Below are 24,857 nucleotides of genomic sequence, written 5' to 3'. Positions count from 1 at the left end.
GTGCGCACAAGTTCCCAACAGCTTGAGATAAATAACATAAACAACGCGCCCGCTGCGTTTAGTATTGGAATTTAAATGAAATACACCCCCGCCTTACAACCAGCCACATTGTTAAAACGTTACAAACGCTTTTTAGCCGACTTACAGCTCAGTGATGGAAAAGAATTTACTGCACACTGCGCCAACACAGGTAAAATGACTGGCTGTGCAGAGCCAGGATTTACTGCTTTTTACTCAACTAGCAATAATGCTAAGCGTAAGTACCCACATTCGTTAGAGCTTACCCAAAATGACTTATCGCAGCTTATTTGTGTAAATACAGCCGTCGCTAATAAAATAATAGAAGAAGCCTTAAATAATAATGTAATTACTGAGCTTAGCGGCTATGAGCAACTTCGAAGTGAAGTAAAATATGGTAGCGAAAACAGCCGCATCGACTTTTTACTAAGTAATACTGGTAAACCCGATTGTTACGTAGAGGTAAAGTCGGTCACATTATTAAGTCAAAGTGAACCTGCAAGCGGCCAAGGATATTTTCCGGATGCACAAACGCTGCGCGGACAAAAACATATTCGCGAACTAATAGAAATGATCGAACAAGGCCACCGCGCAGTATTACTATTCGCTGTTTTACACCAAGGTATTAATACGGTGAGTGCAGCAAGCCACATAGATAAAAAATACAGCGACTTATTAAACCACGCGATTAAAAAAGGCGTGGAGGTATACGCTTATAAGGCATCTATTTCGCCAAGTGAAGTAACGCTTAGTGAGAAAGTGGCCTTTAAATAAAAAATTTAACTTGCTTTTAAACTTTATGCCCATATAACTAGGCAAGTTTAAATACCGAAATAACGATTAATAAAGCATCAAAATTAAAATATGAGCCTTTTTAGTCAACACACTGGTTGAAGCTAATTCGATTAATTAAAAAATAAATTTGCCTAGGGTATAAGATTCTGCTATTTATACCGCCGGCTAATGCTGAGGCATTAAATTAAGGATTTAGGAGAGAGTTATGCCAGACCAACAAAGACATGGTTTATTGGCTCAAGCCGGTTTAGAACCATACCAAGAAAAGCCGGGCGAAGAGTATATGAATGAAGCACAACGTGCTCATTTTAAAGCGATTTTAGAAGCGTGGCGTAACGACTTACGTAATGAAGTTGACCGCACGAAATCGCATATGCAAGACGAAGCTGCCAACTTTCCTGATCCAGTTGACCGCGCTGCGCAAGAAGAAGAGTTCTCTTTAGAACTTCGTACTCGCGACCGCGAACGTAAACTGATCAAAAAAATTGAAAAAACAATTATCTTAATTAAAGAAGATGATTTTGGCTTTTGTGAGTCATGCGGAATCGAAATTGGTATTCGTCGTTTAGAGGCGCGTCCAACTGCAGATTTATGCGTAGACTGTAAAACCCTTGCAGAAATTAAAGAAAAACAAGCTGGGCGCGGTTAATTAAAATTAGTTAACTATGTCTCCTACAGCCGTTACCACGCCAAAGCGTGACTATCGCGGTCGATTTGCACCGTCTCCTTCTGGGCCACTTCACTTTGGCTCACTTGTGGCGGCTGTGGGCAGCTACCTTGATGCTAAAGTAAATCAGGGTAAATGGTTAGTGCGCATTGAAGATATAGACACCACCCGCGTGGTGAAAAATGCCGACACCCATATTCTAAATACCTTACAAGCCTACGGCCTTTACTGGGACGAATCCGTTGTTTATCAAACTCAGCGCCTACCTCTTTATCAAGAGGTAACAAACAAGCTGATCCACCAACAATGTGTGTATGGTTGTCGCTGTTCTCGCAAACAAATAAAAGCCATGGGTGGCATTTACCAAGGTCACTGCAAAACGCTTAACTTATCAACAGAGCAAGGCGCACTTCGTCTTAGCCAACAGCACCCTACATGCCATTTTAACGATTTGATTCAAGGCGATATTACTGTAAATAGTGCATTAGCCCATGAAGATTACATAATAAAGCGCAGTGACGGATTATTTGCCTACCAGCTAGTGGTGGTTATTGATGACATTGAGCAAGGTATTAATCGTGTGGTACGTGGCGCCGATTTAATCGAGCCTACAGCACGGCAAATCAGTTTATTTAAACAGCTTAATGCGCCCATTCCCCAATACGCACATTTACCCCTTGCGGTGGCCGAGCCTGGTTTTAAACTCTCTAAACAAAATTATGCGCCCGCTATTAGCACAGACAACCCAAAACCTGCGCTTATTGATGCGTTTGAATTTTTAAACTTACCTGTACATAGCCAATTGAATGATTTGTCTGTAGAGCAATTAATGGCGTGGGCTATTAACGAATTTAGCTTAACAGCGGTGCCAAACATACCCGAAATTCAAATTTCGCAAGGTCAGCATCCAAACAGCACTAAATTTACGCATTTAAGCAAATAAAAAACTTAAAAACGGCTTAATTTCAGTCCATCAACTTAATTTTTATACCGCGCTGGTATATGATAGCCGCCTAAATAGAGGCTATTTACAATAAATACAAAGCACCGCACTATAATACCTAATTTATGTGCTTTTTGATTGCGATGACCAGCCAATCATCATTTCTGTAGGAGACAGATTATTATTTCCAAGCTTTTTCAATTTTGCAGGCAAATAATCGGCCCAAATGCCGATGTGCAAAGCACTCAAACAAGTGATGAACCGGTTGTTGTAACACGCGGCGAACATGGTATTTCACGTAAACAATTTAGCCCAAATGCAATCAAAGTACTTTACCGTTTAAAAGACGGTGGTTACGACGCTTACCTTGTAGGTGGTTGTATTCGCGATATATTGTTAGGTCAACAACCAAAAGACTTTGACGTTGTTACCAATGCCACCCCAGAGCAAGTTAAAAAACTATTTAGAAATTGCCGCCTAATTGGTCGTCGTTTTCGCTTAGCACATATTGTTTTTGGTCGCGAAATTATAGAAGTAGCCACCATGCGCGGGCACCACGAAGCGCAAGAAGACAAAAACCAAATTAGCCAATCAAGCGAGCACGGGCAGTTACTGCGCGATAACGTGTTTGGTAGCATTGAAGAAGACGCCGAGCGCCGTGATTTTTCTATCAACGCGCTGTATTACTCTATTAACGATTTTTGTATATACGATTACGCCAATGGCTTAGCGGCCATACAAGCAAAACAAATTGAGTTAATTGGCGACCCAGAAACACGCTACCGCGAAGACCCTGTACGTATGCTACGTGCGGTACGCTTTGCAACTAAGCTTGATATGAGCATAGCGCCAAAAAGCGAAAAGCCAATTACTGCGCTTGCCAGCCTACTTGATAACATTCCGCCAGCGCGTTTATTTGAAGAAGTTCTAAAGCTGTTTTTAAACGGTAAAGCCGAAGCTAACTATTTAATGCTACGCCAATACGGCTTGTTTAAGTCGTTATTTCCGGTGCTTGATAAAATTTTAGATAAGAACCCTGACGGCTTAGAAGCGGCGTTTATTCAGCAAATGTTTCAAAACACCGATAAACGCATTAATGCAGATAAAAAAGTAACGCCTGCGTTTATATTTGCTGCTTTAATGTGGTTTCCGCTGCTTGAGCGCACAACTAAAATTAAACAACAAGAACAGCTATCTTACTTTGATGCCTTTGCTCAAGCCATGAATAAAGTACTGAGCGAAAATGCCCAGCATATAGCAGTACCTAAACGCTTTACTTTAGGCGCACGCGACATTTGGCATATACAGCAACGTTTAGATAAACGTGCCGGCCAACGCGCATACAGACTTACCCAGCAGCCACGATTTAAAGCCGCTTATGACTTTTTATTATTACGTGTGGATGCCGGAGAGCACCAACATAGTGAGCTTGCCCAGTGGTGGACACAATACTTGAGCCTAGATATTAATGGCCAAAAAGAAATGGTAAAAAACCTAGGCCACCAAGGTGGGCCAAAACCACGTAAACGTCCGCGCCGCCGCACCACTAAAAAGCCAGCCGAGTAATTGCATGCAGTGTGTATATTTGGGTTTAGGTGCCAACCTAAACTCACCCAAAGAGCAGCTTGATAACGCCGTTTGTGCGCTTAAAAAGCTGCCTCATTGTGAATTTATAAGTGTATCGCATTACTATGCAAGCAAACCAATGGGCCCACAAGATCAACCCGACTATGTAAATGCCGTAGCGTGTATTAAAACCGCGCTTGAACCTGAGCAATTACTTGATTTAACTCAAGCCATAGAGCTTGAACATGGGCGGGTAAGAAAAGCCGAACGTTGGGGGCCACGTACGCTCGATATAGATACCTTACTGTTTGGTCAGCAAGTGATTAATACCCAGCGCTTAACTGTGCCACATTATGGCCTGTGCGAACGTGAGTTTGTAGTTTACCCTTTACTTGAGCTTGCCCCAGAACTGATTTTACCAAGCGGCATTGCATTAAAAACCATTGCGCAAGACTTACCGCTCAACGACTTACAACAATTACCTCTGTAATTAACCAAGGCTTATGCCTGCGAGGATATTATGTCTAAAATAACCGTTTCTACTTTAAATAAAATGAAAGCAGAAAATAACAAAATCACCGCATTAACCGCTTACGATGCCAGTTTTGCGAAGTTATTTCATGATAACGGTGTGGACGTTATTTTAGTTGGCGATTCTTTGGGCATGGTGCTGCAAGGTAGCGACGATACCCTAGGCGTAACCAATCAAGATATAGCCTATCATACCCGCTGTGTACGCGGTGGCAGCCGTGAGCTTTTTGTAATAGCCGATATGCCTTTTATGAGCTATTCAAACGTTAGCGACACCTGTAAAAACGCAGCAGAGTTAATGCGTGCAGGCGCTAATATGGTAAAACTTGAGGGCGGTGAATGGCTTTACGACAGCATTAAAAGTTTAACGCAGCAAGGGATTCCTGTTTGCGGCCATTTAGGATTAACGCCGCAATCAGTACACGTATTTGGTGGCTTTAAAATTCAAGGCCGCGAAGACGACAAAGCGCAAAAAATGATTGATGATGCAAAAGCCCTAGAAGCCGCAGGTGCCCAATTATTAGTGCTTGAGTGTATCCCAAGTGTTCTCGCTAAACGCATTACCGATGCCGTCACCATTCCTACCATAGGTATTGGCGCAGGTAATGTAACGGATGGCCAAATACTGGTAATGCACGACTTAGTCGGTATTTCGGCAGGATACATTCCTAAATTTTCTAAAAACTTTTTACTGGAAACTGGCAACATGCCAGATGCAGTTAAAAAATATTGTACAGACGTTAAAAGTGGCGCATTTCCAAGCGCCGAACATGAGTTTAAATAATGCAGTCAATTACTGAAATTAAATCATTACGTAGTCAAATTAAAGCTTGGCGCCAAGCAGGTTTAAGCGTGGCTTTAGTGCCAACCATGGGCAACTTGCACCGCGGCCACTTTTCATTGGTTGAAAAAGCAAAAACAATGGCCGATAAAGTGGTTGTGAGTATTTTTGTCAACCCAATGCAATTTGGTGCCAACGAAGATTTAGATAGCTACCCGCGTACATTAAACGAAGACAAACAAGGCTTAGCCGACTTAAACACCGATATTGTGTTTACCCCAAGCGTAGACACCATTTACCCAAATGGACTTGGTGAGCAAAGCTTTGTAGATGTACCAGGCGTATCTATGGGGTATTGTGGCGGCACGCGCCCAGGACACTTTAGAGGCGTTGCCACAGTAGTGACTAAGTTATTTAATTTAGTACAACCAGATTATGCATGCTTTGGCGAAAAAGACTTTCAGCAGCTGCAAGTTATTAAAACCATGGTACGCGATTTATCAATTCCGGTTGAAATTGTTGGTGTACCGACCATGCGTGAAGTTTCAGGCCTAGCTATGAGCTCGCGAAATGGCTATTTATCTGCAGAGCAAAAAGCCACGGCTACCGCATTATTTAAAACACTAAACAGCTGCGCTGAGCAGCTCAAAGCAGGTAATACCGATTACAAAGCACTTGAGCAAAGCGCACAGCTTAGTTTAGAGCAAGCCGGCTTAAAGCCAGATTATTTTGAGATAGCTCAACGAGATACATTAAAAGCTGCTACACTTGATGATACACAACTTGTTATTTTAGCTGCCGCCTTTTTAGGCAATGTTAGATTAATCGACAACTTACAAGTTGAGATTTAACAAAAGCGCAGTTCAACGTTAAGGATAAGCATGCAAACATTTATTAAAACGAGTGCCCTCGCCCTTTCATTTTCATTGTTAGCAGCTTGCCAAAATCAAGTGAAAAACCCTGAGTTAAACCAATGCGCACAACAAAACTATCAGTGCGAAAATAGTTGCGATCAGCAATCGATTGACAAAGGGTTAAAACAGCAAGTGTGCTCTGCCAAGTGTGTAGAGAGCTATAATCAGTGTAAAGCACAAGCGCAAAAGCTGACTGATCTGTAATCGCTTTTTAGTAACTTAGTCTGCTTTACGCTTTAAAATTTTACACACAAAAAAACCGCTCATTGAGCGGTTTTTTTATTGGTTGGGTTTAAATTATAAACCTAACTTTTTAAGCTCTGCTTCTACTAACTTAGCAGATAGTGGTACGTAACCATCTTTTTCAACGATTTTTTGACCGTCTTTAGAAAGTACCATTTTTAAGAACTCAGCTTCAATTGGTGAAAGCGGCTTATTAGGGTGCTTGTTCACGTAAACGTATAAGAAACGAGAAAGTGGGTATTTACCTTTAGCAACATTATCAAGCGTTGCATCTACGTAGTTAGTGCCTTTTTTAGATAAAGGAACCGTACGTACACCCGACGTTTTGTAACCAATGCCTGAGTAACCAATCGCGTTTAATGAAGATGAGATTGACTGTACAACAGAGGCTGAACCTGGTTGCTCATTTACGTTGTTACGGAAGTCACCTTTACACAGTGCTTTCTTTTTAAAGTAACCGTAAGTACCTGATACAGAGTTACGTCCGTATAATTGAATGTCTTTTGCAGCCCAGTCGCCCGTTAGGCCAACATCGCTCCAGCGGTTAACTTGCTCAGACGCACCACATTTACGAGTAGATGAAAAAATAGCATCTACTTGGTCAATACGTAAGCCTTCAATTGGGTTATCTTTGTGTACAAATACCGCTAATGCATCAATCGCTACACGCACTTCTGTAGGCTTGTAACCGTAGCGTTTTTCAAACGCTTCGATTTCTTTTGATTTCATTTTACGGCTCATAGGACCCATGTTAGAGGTGCCTTCGGTAAGCGCTGGTGGAGCAGTAGACGAACCTGCCGCTTGAATTTGAATATTTACATTTGGGTAAATACGTTTGTACTCTTCAGCCCAAAAAGTCATCATGTTAGCTAAAGTATCAGAGCCTACAGATGAAAAGTTACCTGAAACGCCGTTAATTTTTTGATATTCAGGAATTGCGTCGTCAAGAGCAACAGCCTGTGCAGATACTAATGTTGTAACAGCCACACCCATTGCGGCAACTAAGTTTTTAAATTTCATGCGGGGTTCTCCGATTTGTTCGTCCCATTTCCTAACTGTCGTCTACTGTAAAGTGAGTAGATGACAGTTACATTACTCTTAAATGACACTTTTATGACTTTGCTTTTTATTGCCTTTAACTTGCTAAGTTAACAAGCTTATCCTTTGAAAAGTCGAAAGAAAAACACGAGCCTTTACCAAGCTCACTGCTTATATTTAATTTACTATCGTGACGTGTAAGCACATGTTTAGTAATTGCTAAGCCTAAACCTGAGCCACCGGTTGTGCGACTCCTTGCTTTATCTACGCGGTAAAAGCGCTCAGTTAAACGATTTATATGCTCGGGTGCAATACCATCGCCATTATCATTTACACTAAAGTGCGCAAGCCCCTCTTTGCGCTGCCAGGTAACAACAATTTTTCCGCCCGCTTTAGTGTAATGTATAGCGTTAAACACTAAATTAGAAAACGCACTGCGTAGCTCATCTTCAGAGCCTTTAATATCAAGCTCATTATCTATATCAAAAATAAGCTCATGGCCTTTGTCTTGGTTTATAGACTGCGCTTCGGTTTTAATGTAGTTGAGCATTTGCGGCACATTAATGGCTTTGTCGTTGTCTTGCCTGCGCGCCCCTTCAATACGCGAAAGAGATAAAAGCTGATTAACTAAGCTGTCCATACGCTTACATTGCTCAAGCATGGTATTTTGCGCTTTATTCCACATTGCAGGCGGTGGCATCATATCGCCATCCATCATCTCAAGGTAGCCAGTAACAACCGTAAGCGGCGTACGCAGCTCATGCGATACATTGGCAACAAAGTCTTTGCGCATTTGCTCTAGCTGCTTTAGGCGTGTTACATCACGTACTACCACCATAAGCTGCGTGTTGGCATACGGCATTACCCTAAATTCAAGCACTTGGTCAACAATATGCCCGTTATCAAGCTCTAATGGCTCTTCAAATTCACCGCGCAGCATGTACTTGGCAAATTTAGGTTCGCGTATTAGGTTATCTAGGCGCTGGCCATGATCGGTCGGCCATTGTAGCCCCAATACTTTAAGTGCAAGTTGGTTACACCAAACAATGCTTAAATCACTTTGCAACACCACTACGGCATCGGGTACGGCTTCAGCTCCATCGCGAAAGCGACGAATTAAATCGGCCAGTTCATTGCGTTTTTTACGATTACGGTGCTGTAAATGATAAATGCCTTCAAATACTTGTTCCCACGCACCCTCGCCCTCTGGTGGGTTAAAGCTACGTTGATTTAAAAGCCAATCGCTTAAGCGATAAAGTTGATGATAATGCCAGACTAAAAGAGAAGAAGTGCCTAAAAATAAAAGCAAAAAAGGTGCACCAATAAGCACACCAACTAATAACAGGGGTAAAAAATAGATAAACAGACGTTTTACTAACGCCTGTTTATTAATAACTCGATACATACACTCACTTTACCTTTGAGTAGTAATTTATGCGTACTCACACCCTAGCTGCGGTACCTTATAATTTACTAGAAAAACGATAACCTGCACCACGTACTGTTTGTACTAAGCGATCATGCCCCAGTGGTGCAATCGCTTTGCGTAAACGACGTATGTGCACATCAACTGTACGGTCTTCTACGTACACATTAGTTCCCCAAACATGGTCAAGCAGTTGCTCACGGCTATAAACACGCTCTGGGTGAGTCATAAAAAAATGTAATAATCTAAATTCGGTTGGGCCCATATCAAGCTCGCTTCCCTCAGAGGTAACGCGGTGCGATATTGGGTCTAAACGCAAGCCATGTACTTCTATGGCTTCTTCTAATGAGGTAGGCGATACACGGCGAATAACCGCTTTAATACGAGCCATTAACTCTTTAGGAGAAAAAGGTTTAGTGACGTAGTCATCTGCCCCTACTTCTAGGCCGCGTACTTTGTCTTCTTCTTCGCCGCGGGCTGTAAGCATAATGATTGGAATTTGGCGTGTGTATTCACTTTGCTTAAATTGCTTAGCAATTTGAATGCCGCTACCACCTGGTAACATCCAATCGAGTAAAACCATATCTGGGTATGGTTCAACCATAGCTGCAATTGCAGAATCGTAATCTTCTGCTTCAATTGCTTGAAATCCATTTTGCTCTAAAACAAAAACTAACATCTCTCTGATAGGAGCTTCATCATCTACGACTAGTACTTTACGTGACATTCCAAATTATCTCTTACGCTATCGAATTAGTTTTCATTATTATGACTAAGTATGACATTTTTATGAAAGTGTAACGTGTAAATTAAAATCCTGGTAAAAAAAACACAAAATAGTGACAAAAAACCTCATTAACGTCATATTTTTAAAACTATTTTGCAAATTACGGTTAATCAAAACATATTTACAAAAAGATGACAGTTTTATTTCTGAGTAGATATTCATGGCGGGATCATTACTTTACTAACACAGTAAAAAACCAGGTACGAAACTGAGTTTGCACTGGAAGATGTGATTACGTGGTTAAAAATAGATCTGTTTTTTACTAAGCAGCCTATAAAAAGATCAGATTTTTACTAAGCCGATCGGGTTTGGGATCACGGTTATACTTAGTCAAACAACTAAGCACCTGATCTATTGTACAAATAAAAAACGATCTGATTAATTGAGCGACTAACGTGGCGTAAATTTATGCGCTAGTTGGTAAATAAATGATCCGAATGCGGGGCGGTTAGTAAATCAGTGATCCCATTTTATTAAGTTGGTACAACAGTGATCCCAGTGCTTTGCGGTATAAAAAAACCAGCTGGATTACGCCAGCTGGTTTTTATAACGTTATTTATTAATCAAAGATCATTATTTAATTTGTGGGTCTAATTCACCACTTACATATTTAAGGTGCATGTCATCAAGTGAAATTGGCTTAATTTTACCTGCTTGACCAGCCGTACCAAACGCGTTGTAACGCGCAACACAAATCTCTGTCATTGCTTTAGTTGCTTCTGCTAGGTATTTACGCGGATCGAAGTTAGATGGGTTAAGCGCCATATGACGGCGAATAGCACCGGTAGAGGCCAGGCGTAAATCGGTATCAATATTTACTTTACGTACACCGTATTTGATCCCTTCTACAATTTGCTCAACAGGTACACCGTACGTTTCAGGAATTTCGCCACCGTATTGATTTATGATCTCTAACCATTCTTGTGGTACAGACGACGATCCGTGCATTACTAAGTGCGTGTTCGGGATACGTGCGTGAATTTCTTTAATACGATCAATCGCTAAAATGTCATCTGTGGGTGGGCGCGTAAATTTGTACGCACCGTGCGATGTTCCACAAGCAATTGCCAAGGCATCAACATGGGTTTTATTTACAAAATCAGCGGCTTCTTCTGGGTCGGTAAGCATTTGATCAGTAGTTAGTTTACCTTCTGCGCCTACACCATCTTCTTCGCCCGCTTCACCGGTTTCAAGTGAGCCAAGTACACCTAGCTCGCCCTCTACCGATACGCCACAAGCATGTGCCATAGCCACGGTTTCGCGTGTTACTTCTACATTATATTCGTAGCTTGATGGGGTTTTTCCGTCAGTCATTAATGAGCCATCCATCATAACTGATGAAAAGCCAAGTTGAATTGAGCGTTGGCAAACACCGGGTGAGGTACCGTGATCTTGGTGCATTACTACTGGAATGTGCGGCCATTCTTCAACGGCTGCTAAAATCATGTGGCGGATAAATGGAGCACCAGCATAAGCACGTGCGCCTGCTGATCCTTGAACAATTACTGGGCTGTTTGTTTTATCAGCCGCTTCCATTATTGCGCGCATTTGCTCTTGGTTATTCACGTTAAAGGCTGGAACGCCGTAACCGTGTTCAGCTGCATGATCTAAAAGTTGTCGCATACTGATTAAAGCCATTGGGTATTCTCCAATTTATCGACAGCAGTCTCCTGCCATCTAGTTTGAACGGATATGTTAGTTTGACGCAATCACTGCGCCACAAAATAAAGCAATTTACACTGCTTAGTTTTGTCTTAATTAACTATTAAATAAGGGTGAGAGGTATTTAATAATTAATCGTTGGTGAGGGTTTCCCCTCACCTAATGCGGCTAAAAATTTATTATTTAGCGCGCGACTCTAGCATTTCTACTGCTGGAAGTTTTTTGCCTTCTAAAAACTCTAAGAACGCACCACCACCGGTAGAAATGTAAGATACTTTATCGGCAATGCCGTATTTATCAATTGCCGCTAAAGTGTCACCACCGCCTGCAATCGAAAACGCATTAGAGTTAGCAATTGCCTGAGCAATAGCACGTGTACCATTACCAAACTGATCAAACTCAAATACGCCAACTGGGCCATTCCATACAACAGTACCGGCGTTTGCAATAATTTTTGCAAGCTGGCTGGCTGTATCAGGGCCAATATCAAAAATCATGTCATCGCTTGTTACTTCGCTTACATCTTTAAGCGTAGCGACTGCAGAGTCTGAAAATTCATTACCTACTACAACATCAGTCGGTACCGGAATTTCACCATCGTTTGCTTTAGCTGCTGCACATAAACGATTTGCTTCATCCATTAAATCTGCTTCATAAAGTGATTTACCAACCGGATGACCCGCAGCAGCAATAAAGGTATTAGCAATACCGCCACCTGTTACAAGCTGATCTACAATCGTTGAAAGCGAGTCTAAAACAGTTAATTTAGTTGATACTTTAGAACCACCTACAATGGCCACTAATGGGCGTGCTGGGTTATCTAGTGCTTTACCAAGTGCTTCAAGTTCTGCTGATAATAACGGGCCAGCACAGGCAACATCTGCAAATAAGCCAACGCCATGAGTAGACGCTTGTGCGCGGTGAGCGGTGCCAAATGCATCCATTACATACACATCACACAGGGCAGCAAGTTGTTTTGATAAGGCTTCGTCGTTTTTCTTCTCGCCTTTATTAAATCGTACGTTTTCAAATACAACTACTTCGTTATCGGCAACTTCAACGCCGTTTAAGTAGTCTTTTTCAAGGCGTACATTTTGCTCAAGTGCGTCGTTTAGGTAATCGGCTACAGGGGCAAGTGAAAATTCGTCATCGTACTCGCCTTCCGTAGGGCGGCCAAGGTGCGACATAACCATTACTTTAGCGCCTTTTTCAAGAGCTAGCTTAATAGTAGGCAGTGCAGCACGAATACGTGCATCTGAGGTCACTTTACCTGCTTTAACTGGTACATTTAAATCTTCACGAATTAATACGCGCTTGCCGTTTAAATCTAAATCTGCCATTTTTATGACCGACATAACATCTCCTTAGTTAACGATACTTGAACCTGAAAAATAAATTTTAAAATTATTATAAAATGCTTACTTAGCCATCATCGCACGTGCTGTATCTAGCATGCGATTGGCAAAACCCCATTCGTTATCACACCAAACAAGTAACTTTATCAGGCGTTTGTGACTAACACGTGTCTGCGTGCCATCAATAATACAAGAATGTGGGTCGTGATTAAAATCAACCGATACCAATGGCTCTTCGGTGTAACTTAAAATACCTTCTAAGCGGTCTTTTGCTTGGGCTTTAAGTGCCGTATTTACCGCCTTTAAATCTACATCGGCATTTACTGTAACACTTAAGTCCATTGCCGTTACGTTAATTGTCGGCACGCGAACCGCAATGGCTTCAAAGCGCCCTTCAAATTTGGGTAAAATGCGGTCTATTCCTCGTGCTAATTTTGTATCAACCGGAATAATAGACTGACTCGCAGCGCGGGTACGACGTAAATCATGATGGTACGCATCAATCACTTGTTGATCGTTCATCGACGCGTGAATAGTGGTAATAGCACCCGATTCAATGCCAAACGCATCATCTAGCACTTTAATAACAGGCACCACACAGTTTGTAGTACACGAGCCGTTAGATACAATAGTGTGCTCGTGTTTGAGCTCATCATCGTTAATGCCATAAACAATGGTGGCGTCTACATCGTTATCAGCTGGGTGCGAAAACAACACCTTTTTAGCACCCGCGGTAATGTGTAATTGTGCATGCTCGCGCGAGTGATAAACACCGGTACATTCAAGTACTACATCTACATCAAGGGTTTGCCAAGGCAATTCTACTGGGTTTTCTTCACAAAATAGTGCAATGGTATCGCCTGCAACACTAATGGTGTCTTCACCAAGTTTTACAGGAAAAGAAAAACGACCGTGGGACGTGTCGTATTTTAATAAATGAGCAATAGCTTCAGGGTCAGCAAGTTCGTTAATCGCAACAATTTTTATCTCGTCGCTCAAACCTGACTCGTACAACGCGCGGACAATATTTCGACCAATACGACCAAAACCATTAATTGCAAGTTTGATTGCCATGAAATATAAAATCCACTCTCTTTACGTGCAGACAAAGGCATCGATGCCTTTTAGATGGCTGTATTGTAATCGACCTTGAACATTATTATAAGAGGGAGCGATTAGAAACTTTAAATTAACCCAAAAGTAGCTAATTTACTTGGCTACTTTTGGACATAAAGCGAGCTTGCTTGAGTGCTTACTGTAGTGCTTTTAAAGCATTAATTATATCTTGCGGCTCTGAGCGGGTGCGGTAATCAACATCGACATAGCGCCACGTCACTTTACCTTCGCTATCTAAAACAAACGTGGCAGGGATAGGTAAAATACTGCCGTTGCCGTTATTAAGCGACTCTAAATCAAGGCCGCGGTCTTCGCGCATATGATCTAATAAAAATGCAGGTACTTGCCACGCTACGCCATAGCTTGCTGCTACATCTGCATTTTGGTCACTCAGCACAACAAAATCCATATTACGTATGTCGTTTTCGCTCATTGAGCCATCGGGCGCTTGTGGGCTAATAGCCACCAGCTGTGCGCCTAATGCGTGAATTTCAGGTAGGCGTGACTGCAATGCTTTTAGCTGTAAATTACAATAAGGGCACCAACTACCACGATAAAAAGTTATAACCACAGGCCCTTTTGCAAGTAGCTCATCTAATAAAACTTGCTCAGCGTGCTGGTTAGGCAGTTCAAAGCGTGGGGCATTTTGATCTAAATTAAGTGCATTTGCCCCTTCTTGAAACGCTTTTGCCTGAGCAATGGTTTCATCAACGCCTTTCATAAAATCAGGGTTACCTTTTCGCCCTGCTGCTACTTTTGCCTCGGTTTGTGCTTTTAACGTGTTGCTTTCATCGCTCATAATACTGCTACCTTCAAATTAATCAAAAACATAAAACTAGCTTACAGTACGAACATGTATTTGAAATGAAATTATTAATTTAATCAGTTATCTCTAAATCAAACACCACGTTTATGGATGATTTAAAGCTTATTGTTGCCTGTAAATCGTTACTACGTATTTGAGGAAAAGAGTTATTATCATGCTGCGCCCTGTGCATCTTGGTTATGGCTGTACTAAAACCACTGTCATAGTTGTTTTTAGTTGAGCGAATAGTGCGTACTTCACCTACTTTTGCATTGAATGAATCAGCAAGTAAATCCGCTTTTATTTTCGCATCTTCAATTGCTAACTGTGTGGCTTGCGCTTGTAATTGCTCAGATTTTGAAGATAAAAACGCAATATTTTGAATGCCATTTATTTCTTGGTTCAATAAAAAATCGGTTAAATCGCTCACACGCTCAATACTGTTTAGCGTTACTTCAAACGTTCTTATCGCTGCGTATTCGCTAAGGGCTTGATGCCCTGTTTCAATATAATCCATCCCTGTTTTTTCAATTTTAACATTTGAAGCAACTACGTCATCGGCGCTTATTTCAAATTGATTGAGCCCATCGATTAATAACTTCACTTTATTCTCAAGCGCGTTATTGGCTGATTTCGGCTCATTTTTAACACTACTCACCTTAAATAGTATTTTAGCCATGTCAGGCTCAACTAATACCTCAGCAGTGCCTTGCACTGAGATATGACGATTGGCAGGTAAGCTCGAATTAGCAAAAGCGATCACAGGGAATAAGGTTAGAAGAATAGTGGTAATGAGTCTCATAATTTGTCCTGAATAAGTGCCATGCTTGGTTATGCGTCCATACTAATAAATAGCAGCCAATCGTGTTTCAGCGAATGTTTAATTACTGTGTGCTTGATGCAGCTTTTGACTTTGGCTTAATCGTTTTTTCTTGGTGTAGATTAGGTATCAAAGCTGAGATATTTTCTTGTGAAATAATAAGTAACTCATCTTGTTTATTATCATAAACAAATAAATTCCGCATTGTTGAGGCTACTATTTGAACATTTTGAAGTTGAGTTACTTTACTCTGAGCAATTGGATAATTTAATGACAAGTGATAATTCATTGTTCTTTCATTTATTATATCTTTACTGTGTGAATGCGCCAACATAGTAGGGTATGTAGATATTATAAGTGCTAAAAATAACATTAATGAGTAACTAGGTTTTAATAAATAGAACGGGTAACCAAAGCCATAATAAAGTTTTTTTAACACGGTTGTTTTACTAGGATCTGGCATGTGTCCTGAGCGCCAATTTAAATAAATAGCTGTTAAAACGATGATCGTAGTATAAAGAGTAATAAGTAAAAAATTTGAAATCAGTGCCAGTAAAAAGTCACTTATTTCAATGAAATTGAATATATCAACCGAGAAGTTATTAAGTAAAACGTAAAGATACACAACGCCTGATAAACTACCCAGTAAGTAAAGAATAGTAAGAAACACACCAAAATTATTGTGAATGTACTTTTTAACTGCTTTAAGGTCATTGTTTAACTGGTTGTAATACTTACTGGCGGCTTCAATTACCATAATAAATCCTTTTAAAATTCTTATCTTAACAAAATAATAAGTAAATGCTGTAGCTTTGTTAAATTATTGACCTCAACTGCAACTCCTTCCCACGGTTTATTTGGTAGCACTGGGCTAGTAATAATTCGGCGGTGGCCTGTGCGTCTGTAAGTGCGTTATGACAATGATAGCTTGGTAACTCATAACGTTTGCGACACGCACTTAGGGTTAAATCATCTTGTTTTATTTCTGCACCTTGGCAAATAAGGCGCTTTTTTTCTATGTGGAGGGTGTCGAGTATCAACTTAGGTTGTGCGTTTATATTGGAACCTTTAAGGGCTGCTTTTAAAAACCCCCAATCCAGTATGGCGTTATGAAAAACCAAAATATGGTCACTAAAATCACGGCTTAGCTGCGTTAATATAGTGTGCAGGCTTTGTCCTTTAGCAACGGTGTCGTCAATAATGCCGTGAAAAACAGGGCTTTGGTCTAAGCGTTTAACGTTTTTATTAATTAAATGCTGAGACTCACTCATTTTTATACATTGATTATCTATTTTTACCCAGGCTACCGAGACAATTTCATGCTGGTTTACATCAAGCCCAGTAAGCTCTAAATCAATCACTAAATAGCGTTGCGTTAACGCATTTTGACTTAAAAGATTACGCCTTTTTATATACTTACTGAGCCATTTTTTTACCACAGCGCTTACCTCTTATTACAAACTGCCACGGGCAAATTTAAACGCCGCGGCTTGCTGCGCTTGTTTTACTAAATAAAAAGCCTCTTTAAGCTGATGGCGCTCTAATGAACTTAATTTATCAGGGTTTATGCAGTTACTTGGCAAACCTTCTTCGTTTATTTGCGTACTAAAACGCAACTGAGTTAAAAATCGCCAGCAATCTTTTAAATTATAAATATCGTCTTTATTTAGCAGTGAATGCTTAAGTAAAGCATCTAAACGCTCTTGGGTATTGGCGCGTTTTATTCCGGCTTTTAACGCATATAAACGCACTATGTCGTTAATGATCACCACACCATGTTTTTTTAAATCAATGTATTTATGATTATTATCATTTTTTTGCGTTTTAAGTTTATTAAACAAGCCAATAGGCACTGAACTGGCTCTTATGTCGGTTGCCATAGCAGCATAAAACAACTCATCGCGCGATATTCTATTTAGCTGCTCGCAAAAGCCGCTGTATAGGGCATTGGAGCCTTCTATAAAGCGCAAATCAAAAAATATTTTGCAGTTAAGCATGGCACTTGGGGTTGGGCTTTTTATCCATTTAAAAAAGCGCTCGCACCACTGGCTTACACTCATTCTGCACTCATCGCTACTGGCCATAATATTCCCCGGGCAACGCCTAATGCCGCACTCTACTAACTGCTCACATACAAACTCCCCCATGTGTTTAAAGTAAGCTTGGTGTTGCTCGCTTAAATCATCTGGGAGTAATAAGCCATTGTCTTGATCTGAATGCAGGGTTTGCTCTTCGCGTGCTTGCGAGCCAAAACATATAAAGCAAAAACTGGTGGGCGCTGCGCCATTTTCTTCTTGAAATAAATGAATAAGACGCGAAGTAAGTGCATCGGTTAAGCCGCTGAGCAATTTACCAATTAGCGATATGTCTTCTATGTTGTACGAAAAACTACGCAGTAACTCAGGGATTTCGCCCGCATAACGTTTTAAATCGGCAATACTGTGGGCTTTATAAATGCGGCCAATAAGCTGCACAGGGTCGCTTTTTTGCTGGCGCAGTAAATCGGTACTGGTAAGCATACCCAAAGGCTTATGGTTTTCATCAAGTACAGGTAAATGATGAATATTGTATTTAAGCATTAAATGCAAAGCAGAAAACACCCGATTGTTTTCAAATATAAATTTAGGCTTTGCACTCATTATGCTGCTAACCGCATCTTGTGGATCGACTTCATCGGCCAGTACACGGTTGCGTAAATCGCGGTCGGTCACTACGCCAACTAAAATGGCGTGTTCGGTGATCATAATTGACGATACACCGTGTTTTTTCATTTTTTTAGCGGTTTGCCTAATACTGGCATCGGGGGCTAAGGTTATGGCGGTGCGGGTCATCAGCTCAGATATTCTGCGCTCAGACCAGCTATCGTTTTTACTTTTATAATGTGATGAAAGTAAACGATTGGCGTGCGCGCGTACAAAATATTGCTCAAACGGTTTGTACTGATGACGTAAAAAGTCAAAATGCGTTTGCGCAAGCATATACACTATGCCCTCTTTTTGTACCTGTAACCTATTTTGAATCGCCTCTCCGGTTAACAAAGAAGGATAACCAAAGTAATCCCCCTGCGCTAAACGCTTTACTACATCACCTTTTGCATCCACTAGGTCGTATAAACCGGAGCGAATTAAAAAAAGCTTTGGGGTTTGCGTTTGCAGCCACTGCGCTTGGTTTTCTCGGGTTAAATAAACACTATCAATATGGCTTACAAAATACTCACACGCACTGTCGTGTAGCATGCTAAATGGCGCCTGCATACACACAAACTGGGCAACTTCCTGCTGCTCTACACTCATTGCTGTACTCTTAAAAAGTATACACAAAACCTAATGTACTCATTATTTGAACAAATAAAAAGCCCGACTAAAGTCGGGCTTTTGGTGCTTTATTTTTAAGTAGGCTTAGCGCATTAATGTGCGTGTGCTTCACCTGACCCTTTAGGATTACGAATACCTTCCACCATTTGTTGTATTTCAAGCGGTGTCGATTTTGTTAATTTAAGTACGGTTGCAGCAACCACAAAGTTTATTATCATCCCCACTAAGCCAATTCCTTCGGGCGAAATACCTAAGAACCAATTTTCTGGACTATTAAGCTCAGGGCTTACAAATTTAAAGAAGATAATATACGCCGCGGTAAAGCCTATACCGGTTACCATGCCAGCAATTGCACCTTCTTTATTCATTGTTTTAGAGAATATCCCCATAATAATTGCTGGGAAGAAACTCGCCGCCGCTAAACCAAAGGCAAAGGCGACCACCGATGCAACAAACCCAGGCGGGTTAATCCCAAAGTAAGCCGATATAACAATGGCAATCATCGCAGCTAACCGTGCAGCTAGTAGCTCTTGTTTATCGCTTATGTCGGGTTTAAGGGTTCGTTTAAGTAAATCGTGCGACACTGATGTTGAAATAACCAGCAATAGCCCTGCTGTGGTTGAAAGCGCAGCAGCAATACCACCGGCCGCTACTAATGCGATTACCCATGCTGGTAAATCAGCAATTTCAGGGTTAGCCAGTACCATAATATCGCGGTCTACTTTTACTTCGTTTGCGCTTGTTGGGTCTTCTACCTTGCCGGCGGTGTAAAACATTTTGCCGTCGCCGTTTTTATCATTAAAGGTAATTAAGCCCGTGCGTTCCCAGTTTTTGATCCACGCTGGTGCTTGAGCGTACTCTGTACCGCTACCATCTTTACCGTTAATGGTGTCAATCATGTTTACGCGTGCAAACGAGGCAACCGCCGGTGCAGTAGTGTAAACAATAGCAATAAATACCAATGTCCACGCTGCTGAAATACGGGTATCTTTAACGCGTGGTACAGTGAAAAAGCGAACAATTACATGCGGTAAACCAGCAGTACCCACCATTAAAGCGCCGGTAATAGCAAATACGTCAATCATGCTTTTAGAGCCTTCGGTGTATTGTGCAAAGCCCAGCTCTGCGCTTAACCCGTCTAGCTTATCAAGTACATACATGCCTGAGCCATCACTCAATGTGGCACCAAAGCCGGTTTGCGGGAAGAAGTGGCCTGTCATCATCATTGAAATAAAGATAGCGGGCACAAGGTAGGCAAACACAAGCACACAGTACTGCGCTACTTGCGTGTAGGTAATGCCTTTCATGCCGCCAAGTACCGCATAAAAGAATACAATCACCATTCCAATGTAAACACCGGTTTCAATTTCTACTTCTAAAAAGCGCGAAAATACCACGCCTACGCCACGCATTTGTCCAGCAATGTAAGTAAAACAAATAAAGATGGCACACAAAATAGCAACAACACGTGCTGTTTGTGAGTAGTAACGATCGCCTATAAAGTCAGGTACAGTGAATTTGCCAAATTTACGTAAGTAAGGCGCTAAACACATAGCGAGTAATACATAGCCGCCAGTCCACCCCATTAAGTAAACACCGCCATCGTAACCTGCAAACGAAATAATACCCGCCATTGAAATAAACGACGCTGCGCTCATCCAATCGGCTGCGGTTGCCATACCATTGGCAAGCGGAGGTACGCCGCCCCCTGCCACGTAAAACTCATTTGTAGAGCCTGCACGCGCCCAAATTGCAATGCCGATATAAAGCGCAAAACTTAAACCAACAATTATAAATGTGAGTGTTTGAACATCCATTACCTAGCTCCTATTCGTCTACGCCGTATTTTTTATCTAACGTGTTCATTTTGAAAACGTAAACAAAAATCAAAGCTACAAAGGTGTAAATAGCGCCCTGTTGTGAAAACCAGAAGCCAAGTTTAAACCCAAAAAAACGTACTTCATTCAGTACATCTACCAGTAATATGCCAAAGCCAAATGAGACCACAAACCACACTGCTAGTAACTTAAACAGTAGTGAAATGTTTTCTGCCCAATAAGCTTTTGCTTGTTCTTCATCTTTAAAAGCCATTTTTATTTTCCCCTTTAAGCATTGCATAATTGCAATGAGTGGTTTTTTTATAGTCGGTTATTAATTTAGCAACGCGGCGTGAAGAGTGAAGTGAGACCATAGTCGTAACAGCCTGTTAACGTTTACGTAAAGTGCAAATGTAATTGTATTTAAAAATACAATTACACATAATTTTCAGTAGGTTAGCTTTTAACAAAGCGCGTTAATGGCAAAATTTAAGTGGCTTTGTGTAAAAATGCGACATTAGTCTAATAAATCATCAACAATATAAATAATCATTTAAAATCAATACAATAAAAACAACGTTAATATTTTGCATCAAATTGTGCACGCACACTTAAAGTTATCTCTGGTATTGTGTGTGGGTATAAATAATAAGGTTTAATAACAACATGACTGCTGTACTGATTTTTGTAGCATTAGGCTACATTGGGGTGCTGTTTTGGCTTGCTAATTGGGGCGATAAAACAACACCACTTGCTAAACGGATTAGCCATCATCCTTTTGTGTATTCGTTATCGTTAGGGATTTATTGTACCTCGTGGACGTACTATGGTTCGGTTGGTACCGCCGCCACCAGTAGTTGGAGCTATTTACCCATTTTATTGGGGCCTTCATTGTTGTTCTTTTTTGGCCAAGGCTTTTTACGCAAACTGGTATTAGTAAGTAAAAAACAAAACATTACCACCATTGCCGATTTTATTTCTGCCCGCTACGGTAAACGTCAAACCAGTGCAATACTGGTCACTGTTATTGCCCTACTTGCTACCATTCCCTATATTGCGCTGCAGTTAAAAGCACTCAGTACTAGCTTTTTGCTTTTGCAAAACAGCAATCAAATATCTGGCGAAATGCTTACCCTCACCGCCACGTTAATTATGGCGCTGTTTGCAATATTTTTTGGTACCCGTAAGGTAGATGTTACCGAGTACCGCTCTGGGCTTATGCTAGCAGTCGCCTTTGAGTCTATGATAAAGCTCATTGCGCTTATTGCCGTCGCTGGCTTAGCCTTGTACACCTTATTTAATTTACCCACCCTTAGCGGCGACAAAGTCACAGAGTCGATTTGGCAACACTGGGGCAACTTTAACTTTTTTAGTTTTAACTTTATTGGCCAGTCACTTATGGCTGCCGCGGCCATAATTTGTTTACCACGACAATTTCATGTCACCGTGGTAGATAACCAAGACAAACGCCATTTATTTACTGCTCGCTGGGCTTTTCCGCTGTATTTATTACTCACCGCCGCGATGATAATTCCTATTGCTACTGCCGCAATTCACCCAAGTATTGGTAGCAGTTTTTCACCCGACAGCTTTGTATTAGCGCTACCGCTTATTCACGACCAAGCTTTTTTAAGTACCTTTGTATTTATTGGCGGGCTTTCTGCAGCCACCGCTATGATAGTGGTGGCCACACTTACGCTTAGCACCATGATCTCTAACGATGTAGTGCTGCCGCTTATGCTACGCCGTAAATTTAAGCGCAACTTAATTACCAGCAGTTATAAATCGCAAATTTTATTAGTTAGGCGCTTTACCATAGCCGGCATACTTATATTAGCTTATTTTTATCAGCAATGGTTTGGCCATGGTAGTGCGCTGGCCAGTATGGGGCTGGTGGCATTTTCGTTAGTAACGCAGCTGCTCCCGGCTATTGTGGGCGGGCTTTACTGGCGAAAAGGCCATGCTTATGGTGTATATGCGGGGCTATTAGCGGGTTTTATTTGTTGGGTATTATTTTTAATGATGCCAATTTTAGATGCCGGCAGTGCCCTTGATAGCGAGCTTCAGCAAACCCTTATTACACGCGGCACTCTGATTGCCTTATTTGCTAACATTGGTTGTTATATTAGCTTTTCGTTAGGGGCAGAAGAGCGCTTGATAGATAAAATTCAGGCCGCTGCATTTGTTAACCCTAAAGATCAGGCTATTTTATCGCGCCGCTTAAACAAAAATGTTAAAGCCACGGTTTACGACTTTAAAATACTGCTGCAAACCTTTTTAGGTATTCAGCGTAGCCAACAAGTACTGGCGCACTTTTCACTTTCGCACCAGCTAAGTGACAATAATGCCCACCCCGAGCCCGAATTTATAGCCTACTGCGAGCGTGCGTTAACTGGGGTGTTAGGGGCGTCTTCGGCGCAGGCGCTAATACGTACGGTTTCATCGGGTAAACGTATGGCCTTTGAAGAGGTGGTTAACTTTTTTGACGAAACCACACAAGCATTGCAGTTTAACCAAAACCTGCTGTATACCTCGCTCGAAAACTTAAGCCATGGTATTTCGGTGGTCGATAAAGATTTAAAACTGGTGGCATGGAATAAGCGCTACAGCCAAATGTTTGGCTACCCTGACGGCTTTTTAGAAGTGGGGCAACCCATTGAAGATATAATAAGGTACAACGCAGTACGCGGTGAATGTGGCCCAGGCGAAATAGAGCGCCAAGTAGAAAAACGCGTTCAGCATTTAAAAAATGGTAGCTCGCATCACTTTATTCGCCACCGCCGTAATGGCCAAGTGTACGAAATGATAGGTAACCCCCTGCCCGATGGCGGCTTTGTAACGAGTTTTTCAGACATTACAAACCATATAAGTACGCAAAATGCGCTTGAAGAAATTAACATGGATCTTGAAAACCGCATTGAAGCGCGAACCCAAGAAGTGCAAACCATTAATAAAGATTTACAAGCACAAATAGATAGCCGAGTAAAAACAGAGCAAGCACTTACTTTAGCCAAGCGCGAAGCAGAGCAAGCCAACGACAGTAAAACGCGATTTTTAGCACTGGCTAGCCACGATATTTTACAGCCTCTTAACGCGGCGCGTTTATACCTTGCAGCCATTGATGAAAAGCAGCTTGATACAACTAACCAAAATAGCTTTAATAAGCTTGGCCACAGTTTAGACTCAACCGTGCATTTAATGTCGGCCTTACTAGAAATTGCCAAGTTAGAGCAAGGCGCAATGACCCCAACTCCACGGCACTTTTGTATAAACGATATACTTATGCCACTGCAAAGTGAGTACGCTATTTTATCAAGCGATAAAGGCTTAAAACTAACCGTGCGTTCAAACGCACAAATTGTGCATAGCGACATTACCTACTTGCGCCGAATTATACAAAACTTGGTGTCTAATGCGGTTAAATACACCGAAACAGGGCGAGTATTAATAGCGTGCAGAAACCGTAAACACAATTTACGTATAGAAGTATGGGACACCGGCCCAGGTATTAGCCAAATAGAACAAGCTAAAATATTTAACGACTTTTACCGTATAGAAGCTGGTGATAACAAAGGCGTTGGTTTAGGGCTTGGCGTGGTAAAACGTATGGCCGATTTACTTAGCTTAGAGCTTGATGTGCACTCAGAGCCCGGAAAAGGAAGCCGCTTTAGTATTGAAGTACCCTATGGAGATGCGCAGTTTGTACAACAAAAAGCAACGGCCAGCAGCTTAGTAGAAAACCGCGCCGCGATTAACATAGTCGCGGTAGACGATGACCCCGAAAACCTAGCAGCAATGGCCAGTTTACTTAAAAAATGGCAAGCCAATTACACCTTGTTTGACGATGTAAATAAAGTACTCGCGCACGCTAAACAGCACGCAGCGCCCGATGTAATTTTAATGGATTACCAATTAGGTAATGATTGCGATGGTATTTCGCTTATAAAAACACTGCGTGATACATGGCAAAGCGAAGTGCCCGCCATACTTATAACCGCCGTACGCGACACCGAGCTTAAACAAGAAACCAAAGCGGCTAATATTCATTATTTAAGTAAGCCTATTAAGCCGGGTAAGCTTAAAGCTTTACTTAATCACAGCACGTAATAGCTAATTAGCAGCAAAAATAAGCCCAGCATTAGCTGGGCTTATTTATGTGCTTAACTGTCTTGTCCTGAAATCTGTTTACACATTTAGGACTTATTTTATGAAAACCACTAAAACTAAAGACGTTAAGCGTACTCAGCGAGATTATACAT

General features: G+C 41.4%; 22 protein-coding genes. 9 read left to right on the top strand and 13 right to left on the bottom strand.

The window, feature by feature from the left end:
* The first annotated feature begins 75 nt into the window (after positions 1-75).
* The 8 genes from sfsA (at position 76) to MTF64_RS15025 (ending at position 6,419) form a co-directional block, all read left to right on the top strand.
* The gene (gene sfsA / locus MTF64_RS15060; protein ID WP_248451853.1) at positions 76-792 is read left to right on the top strand and encodes a DNA/RNA nuclease SfsA; all 717 of its coding nucleotides are present in this window, start codon (positions 76-78) and stop codon (positions 790-792) included.
* A gap of 226 nt (positions 793-1,018) precedes the next feature.
* Complete coding sequence (dksA, locus tag MTF64_RS15055; RefSeq protein WP_004586092.1) at positions 1,019-1,462, top strand: RNA polymerase-binding protein DksA; 444 nt, start codon at positions 1,019-1,021, stop codon at positions 1,460-1,462.
* A 16-nt stretch (positions 1,463-1,478) separates the two neighbouring features.
* The gene (gene gluQRS, locus MTF64_RS15050; protein ID WP_024033189.1) at positions 1,479-2,423 is read left to right on the top strand and encodes a tRNA glutamyl-Q(34) synthetase GluQRS; all 945 of its coding nucleotides are present in this window, start codon (positions 1,479-1,481) and stop codon (positions 2,421-2,423) included.
* Positions 2,424-2,639: 216 nt separating this feature from the next.
* Positions 2,640-3,989 carry a polynucleotide adenylyltransferase PcnB gene (gene pcnB / locus MTF64_RS15045; protein ID WP_171036107.1) on the top strand — a complete coding sequence of 450 codons (1,350 nt, stop codon included), beginning with the start codon at positions 2,640-2,642 and terminating at the stop codon, positions 3,987-3,989.
* Between the two features lie 4 nt (positions 3,990-3,993).
* Positions 3,994-4,479 carry a 2-amino-4-hydroxy-6-hydroxymethyldihydropteridine diphosphokinase gene (gene folK / locus MTF64_RS15040; protein WP_029773910.1) on the top strand — a complete coding sequence of 162 codons (486 nt, stop codon included), beginning with the start codon at positions 3,994-3,996 and terminating at the stop codon, positions 4,477-4,479.
* 30 nt (positions 4,480-4,509) lie between these two features.
* Positions 4,510-5,304 carry a 3-methyl-2-oxobutanoate hydroxymethyltransferase gene (panB, locus tag MTF64_RS15035; protein WP_248451852.1) on the top strand — a complete coding sequence of 265 codons (795 nt, stop codon included), beginning with the start codon at positions 4,510-4,512 and terminating at the stop codon, positions 5,302-5,304.
* Positions 5,304-6,152 carry a pantoate--beta-alanine ligase gene (panC, locus tag MTF64_RS15030; RefSeq protein ID WP_004586087.1) on the top strand — a complete coding sequence of 283 codons (849 nt, stop codon included), beginning with the start codon at positions 5,304-5,306 and terminating at the stop codon, positions 6,150-6,152. Before panB ends, panC begins: the two co-directional genes overlap by 1 nt.
* A 30-nt stretch (positions 6,153-6,182) precedes the next feature.
* Complete coding sequence (locus MTF64_RS15025) at positions 6,183-6,419, top strand: hypothetical protein (protein WP_024033192.1); 237 nt, start codon at positions 6,183-6,185, stop codon at positions 6,417-6,419.
* Positions 6,420-6,512: 93 nt separating this feature from the next.
* On the opposite strand, the gene MTF64_RS15020 is transcribed toward MTF64_RS15025, so the two are convergent.
* The 13 genes from MTF64_RS15020 to MTF64_RS14960 form a co-directional block, all read right to left on the bottom strand.
* On the bottom strand, positions 6,513-7,478 hold the full coding sequence (locus tag MTF64_RS15020; RefSeq protein ID WP_004586085.1) for a phosphate ABC transporter substrate-binding protein PstS family protein: 966 nt from the start codon (positions 7,476-7,478) through the stop codon (positions 6,513-6,515).
* A 115-nt stretch (positions 7,479-7,593) separates the two neighbouring features.
* Positions 7,594-8,901: a phosphate regulon sensor histidine kinase PhoR gene (gene phoR, locus MTF64_RS15015; protein ID WP_004586084.1), complete on the bottom strand. Its 1,308-nt coding sequence runs from the start codon at positions 8,899-8,901 to the stop codon at positions 7,594-7,596.
* A gap of 58 nt (positions 8,902-8,959) precedes the next feature.
* Complete coding sequence (gene phoB, locus MTF64_RS15010; RefSeq protein WP_004586083.1) at positions 8,960-9,649, bottom strand: phosphate regulon transcriptional regulator PhoB; 690 nt, start codon at positions 9,647-9,649, stop codon at positions 8,960-8,962.
* A 633-nt stretch (positions 9,650-10,282) separates the two neighbouring features.
* Positions 10,283-11,347 (bottom strand): class II fructose-bisphosphate aldolase, encoded by a 1,065-nt coding sequence (fba, locus tag MTF64_RS15005; protein WP_248451851.1) that lies wholly within the window; start codon positions 11,345-11,347, stop codon positions 10,283-10,285.
* A 203-nt stretch (positions 11,348-11,550) separates the two neighbouring features.
* The gene (locus MTF64_RS15000) at positions 11,551-12,726 is read right to left on the bottom strand and encodes a phosphoglycerate kinase (RefSeq protein WP_004586081.1); all 1,176 of its coding nucleotides are present in this window, start codon (positions 12,724-12,726) and stop codon (positions 11,551-11,553) included.
* A 63-nt stretch (positions 12,727-12,789) separates the two neighbouring features.
* Positions 12,790-13,800 carry an erythrose-4-phosphate dehydrogenase gene (gene epd, locus MTF64_RS14995; protein WP_029773914.1) on the bottom strand — a complete coding sequence of 337 codons (1,011 nt, stop codon included), beginning with the start codon at positions 13,798-13,800 and terminating at the stop codon, positions 12,790-12,792.
* A 178-nt stretch (positions 13,801-13,978) separates the two neighbouring features.
* Complete coding sequence (locus tag MTF64_RS14990; RefSeq protein ID WP_024033194.1) at positions 13,979-14,641, bottom strand: peroxiredoxin-like family protein; 663 nt, start codon at positions 14,639-14,641, stop codon at positions 13,979-13,981.
* A 79-nt stretch (positions 14,642-14,720) separates the two neighbouring features.
* On the bottom strand, positions 14,721-15,449 hold the full coding sequence (locus tag MTF64_RS14985) for an SIMPL domain-containing protein (protein ID WP_248451849.1): 729 nt from the start codon (positions 15,447-15,449) through the stop codon (positions 14,721-14,723).
* Between the two features lie 82 nt (positions 15,450-15,531).
* Complete coding sequence (locus MTF64_RS14980; protein ID WP_029773917.1) at positions 15,532-16,224, bottom strand: hypothetical protein; 693 nt, start codon at positions 16,222-16,224, stop codon at positions 15,532-15,534.
* A gap of 58 nt (positions 16,225-16,282) precedes the next feature.
* A complete protein-coding gene (locus tag MTF64_RS14975; protein WP_248451847.1) occupies positions 16,283-16,906 on the bottom strand; it encodes a 3'-5' exonuclease in 624 nt (207 codons plus the stop codon).
* Between the two features lie 15 nt (positions 16,907-16,921).
* Positions 16,922-18,760, bottom strand: coding sequence for a DUF294 nucleotidyltransferase-like domain-containing protein (locus MTF64_RS14970; RefSeq protein WP_248451845.1), 1,839 nt, complete (start codon positions 18,758-18,760; stop codon positions 16,922-16,924).
* 113 nt (positions 18,761-18,873) lie between these two features.
* Positions 18,874-20,598, bottom strand: coding sequence for a sodium:solute symporter family protein (locus MTF64_RS14965; protein ID WP_004586075.1), 1,725 nt, complete (start codon positions 20,596-20,598; stop codon positions 18,874-18,876).
* A 10-nt stretch (positions 20,599-20,608) separates the two neighbouring features.
* Positions 20,609-20,872, bottom strand: a complete 264-nt coding sequence (locus MTF64_RS14960; RefSeq protein ID WP_004586074.1) for a DUF4212 domain-containing protein — start codon at positions 20,870-20,872, stop codon at positions 20,609-20,611.
* Positions 20,873-21,264: 392 nt separating this feature from the next.
* Here MTF64_RS14960 and MTF64_RS14955 point away from each other — a divergent pair, with 392 nt between their 5' ends.
* Complete coding sequence (locus MTF64_RS14955) at positions 21,265-24,705, top strand: PAS-domain containing protein (protein WP_055252793.1); 3,441 nt, start codon at positions 21,265-21,267, stop codon at positions 24,703-24,705.
* Positions 24,706-24,857 lie beyond the last annotated feature (152 nt).

This window comes from Pseudoalteromonas sp. 2CM41L (genome assembly GCF_023161905.1).
Taxonomy (GTDB): domain Bacteria; phylum Pseudomonadota; class Gammaproteobacteria; order Enterobacterales; family Alteromonadaceae; genus Pseudoalteromonas; species Pseudoalteromonas atlantica.
Note: the sequence above shows the minus strand (reverse complement) of the source record. Positions and strands in the feature narration are given on the sequence as shown.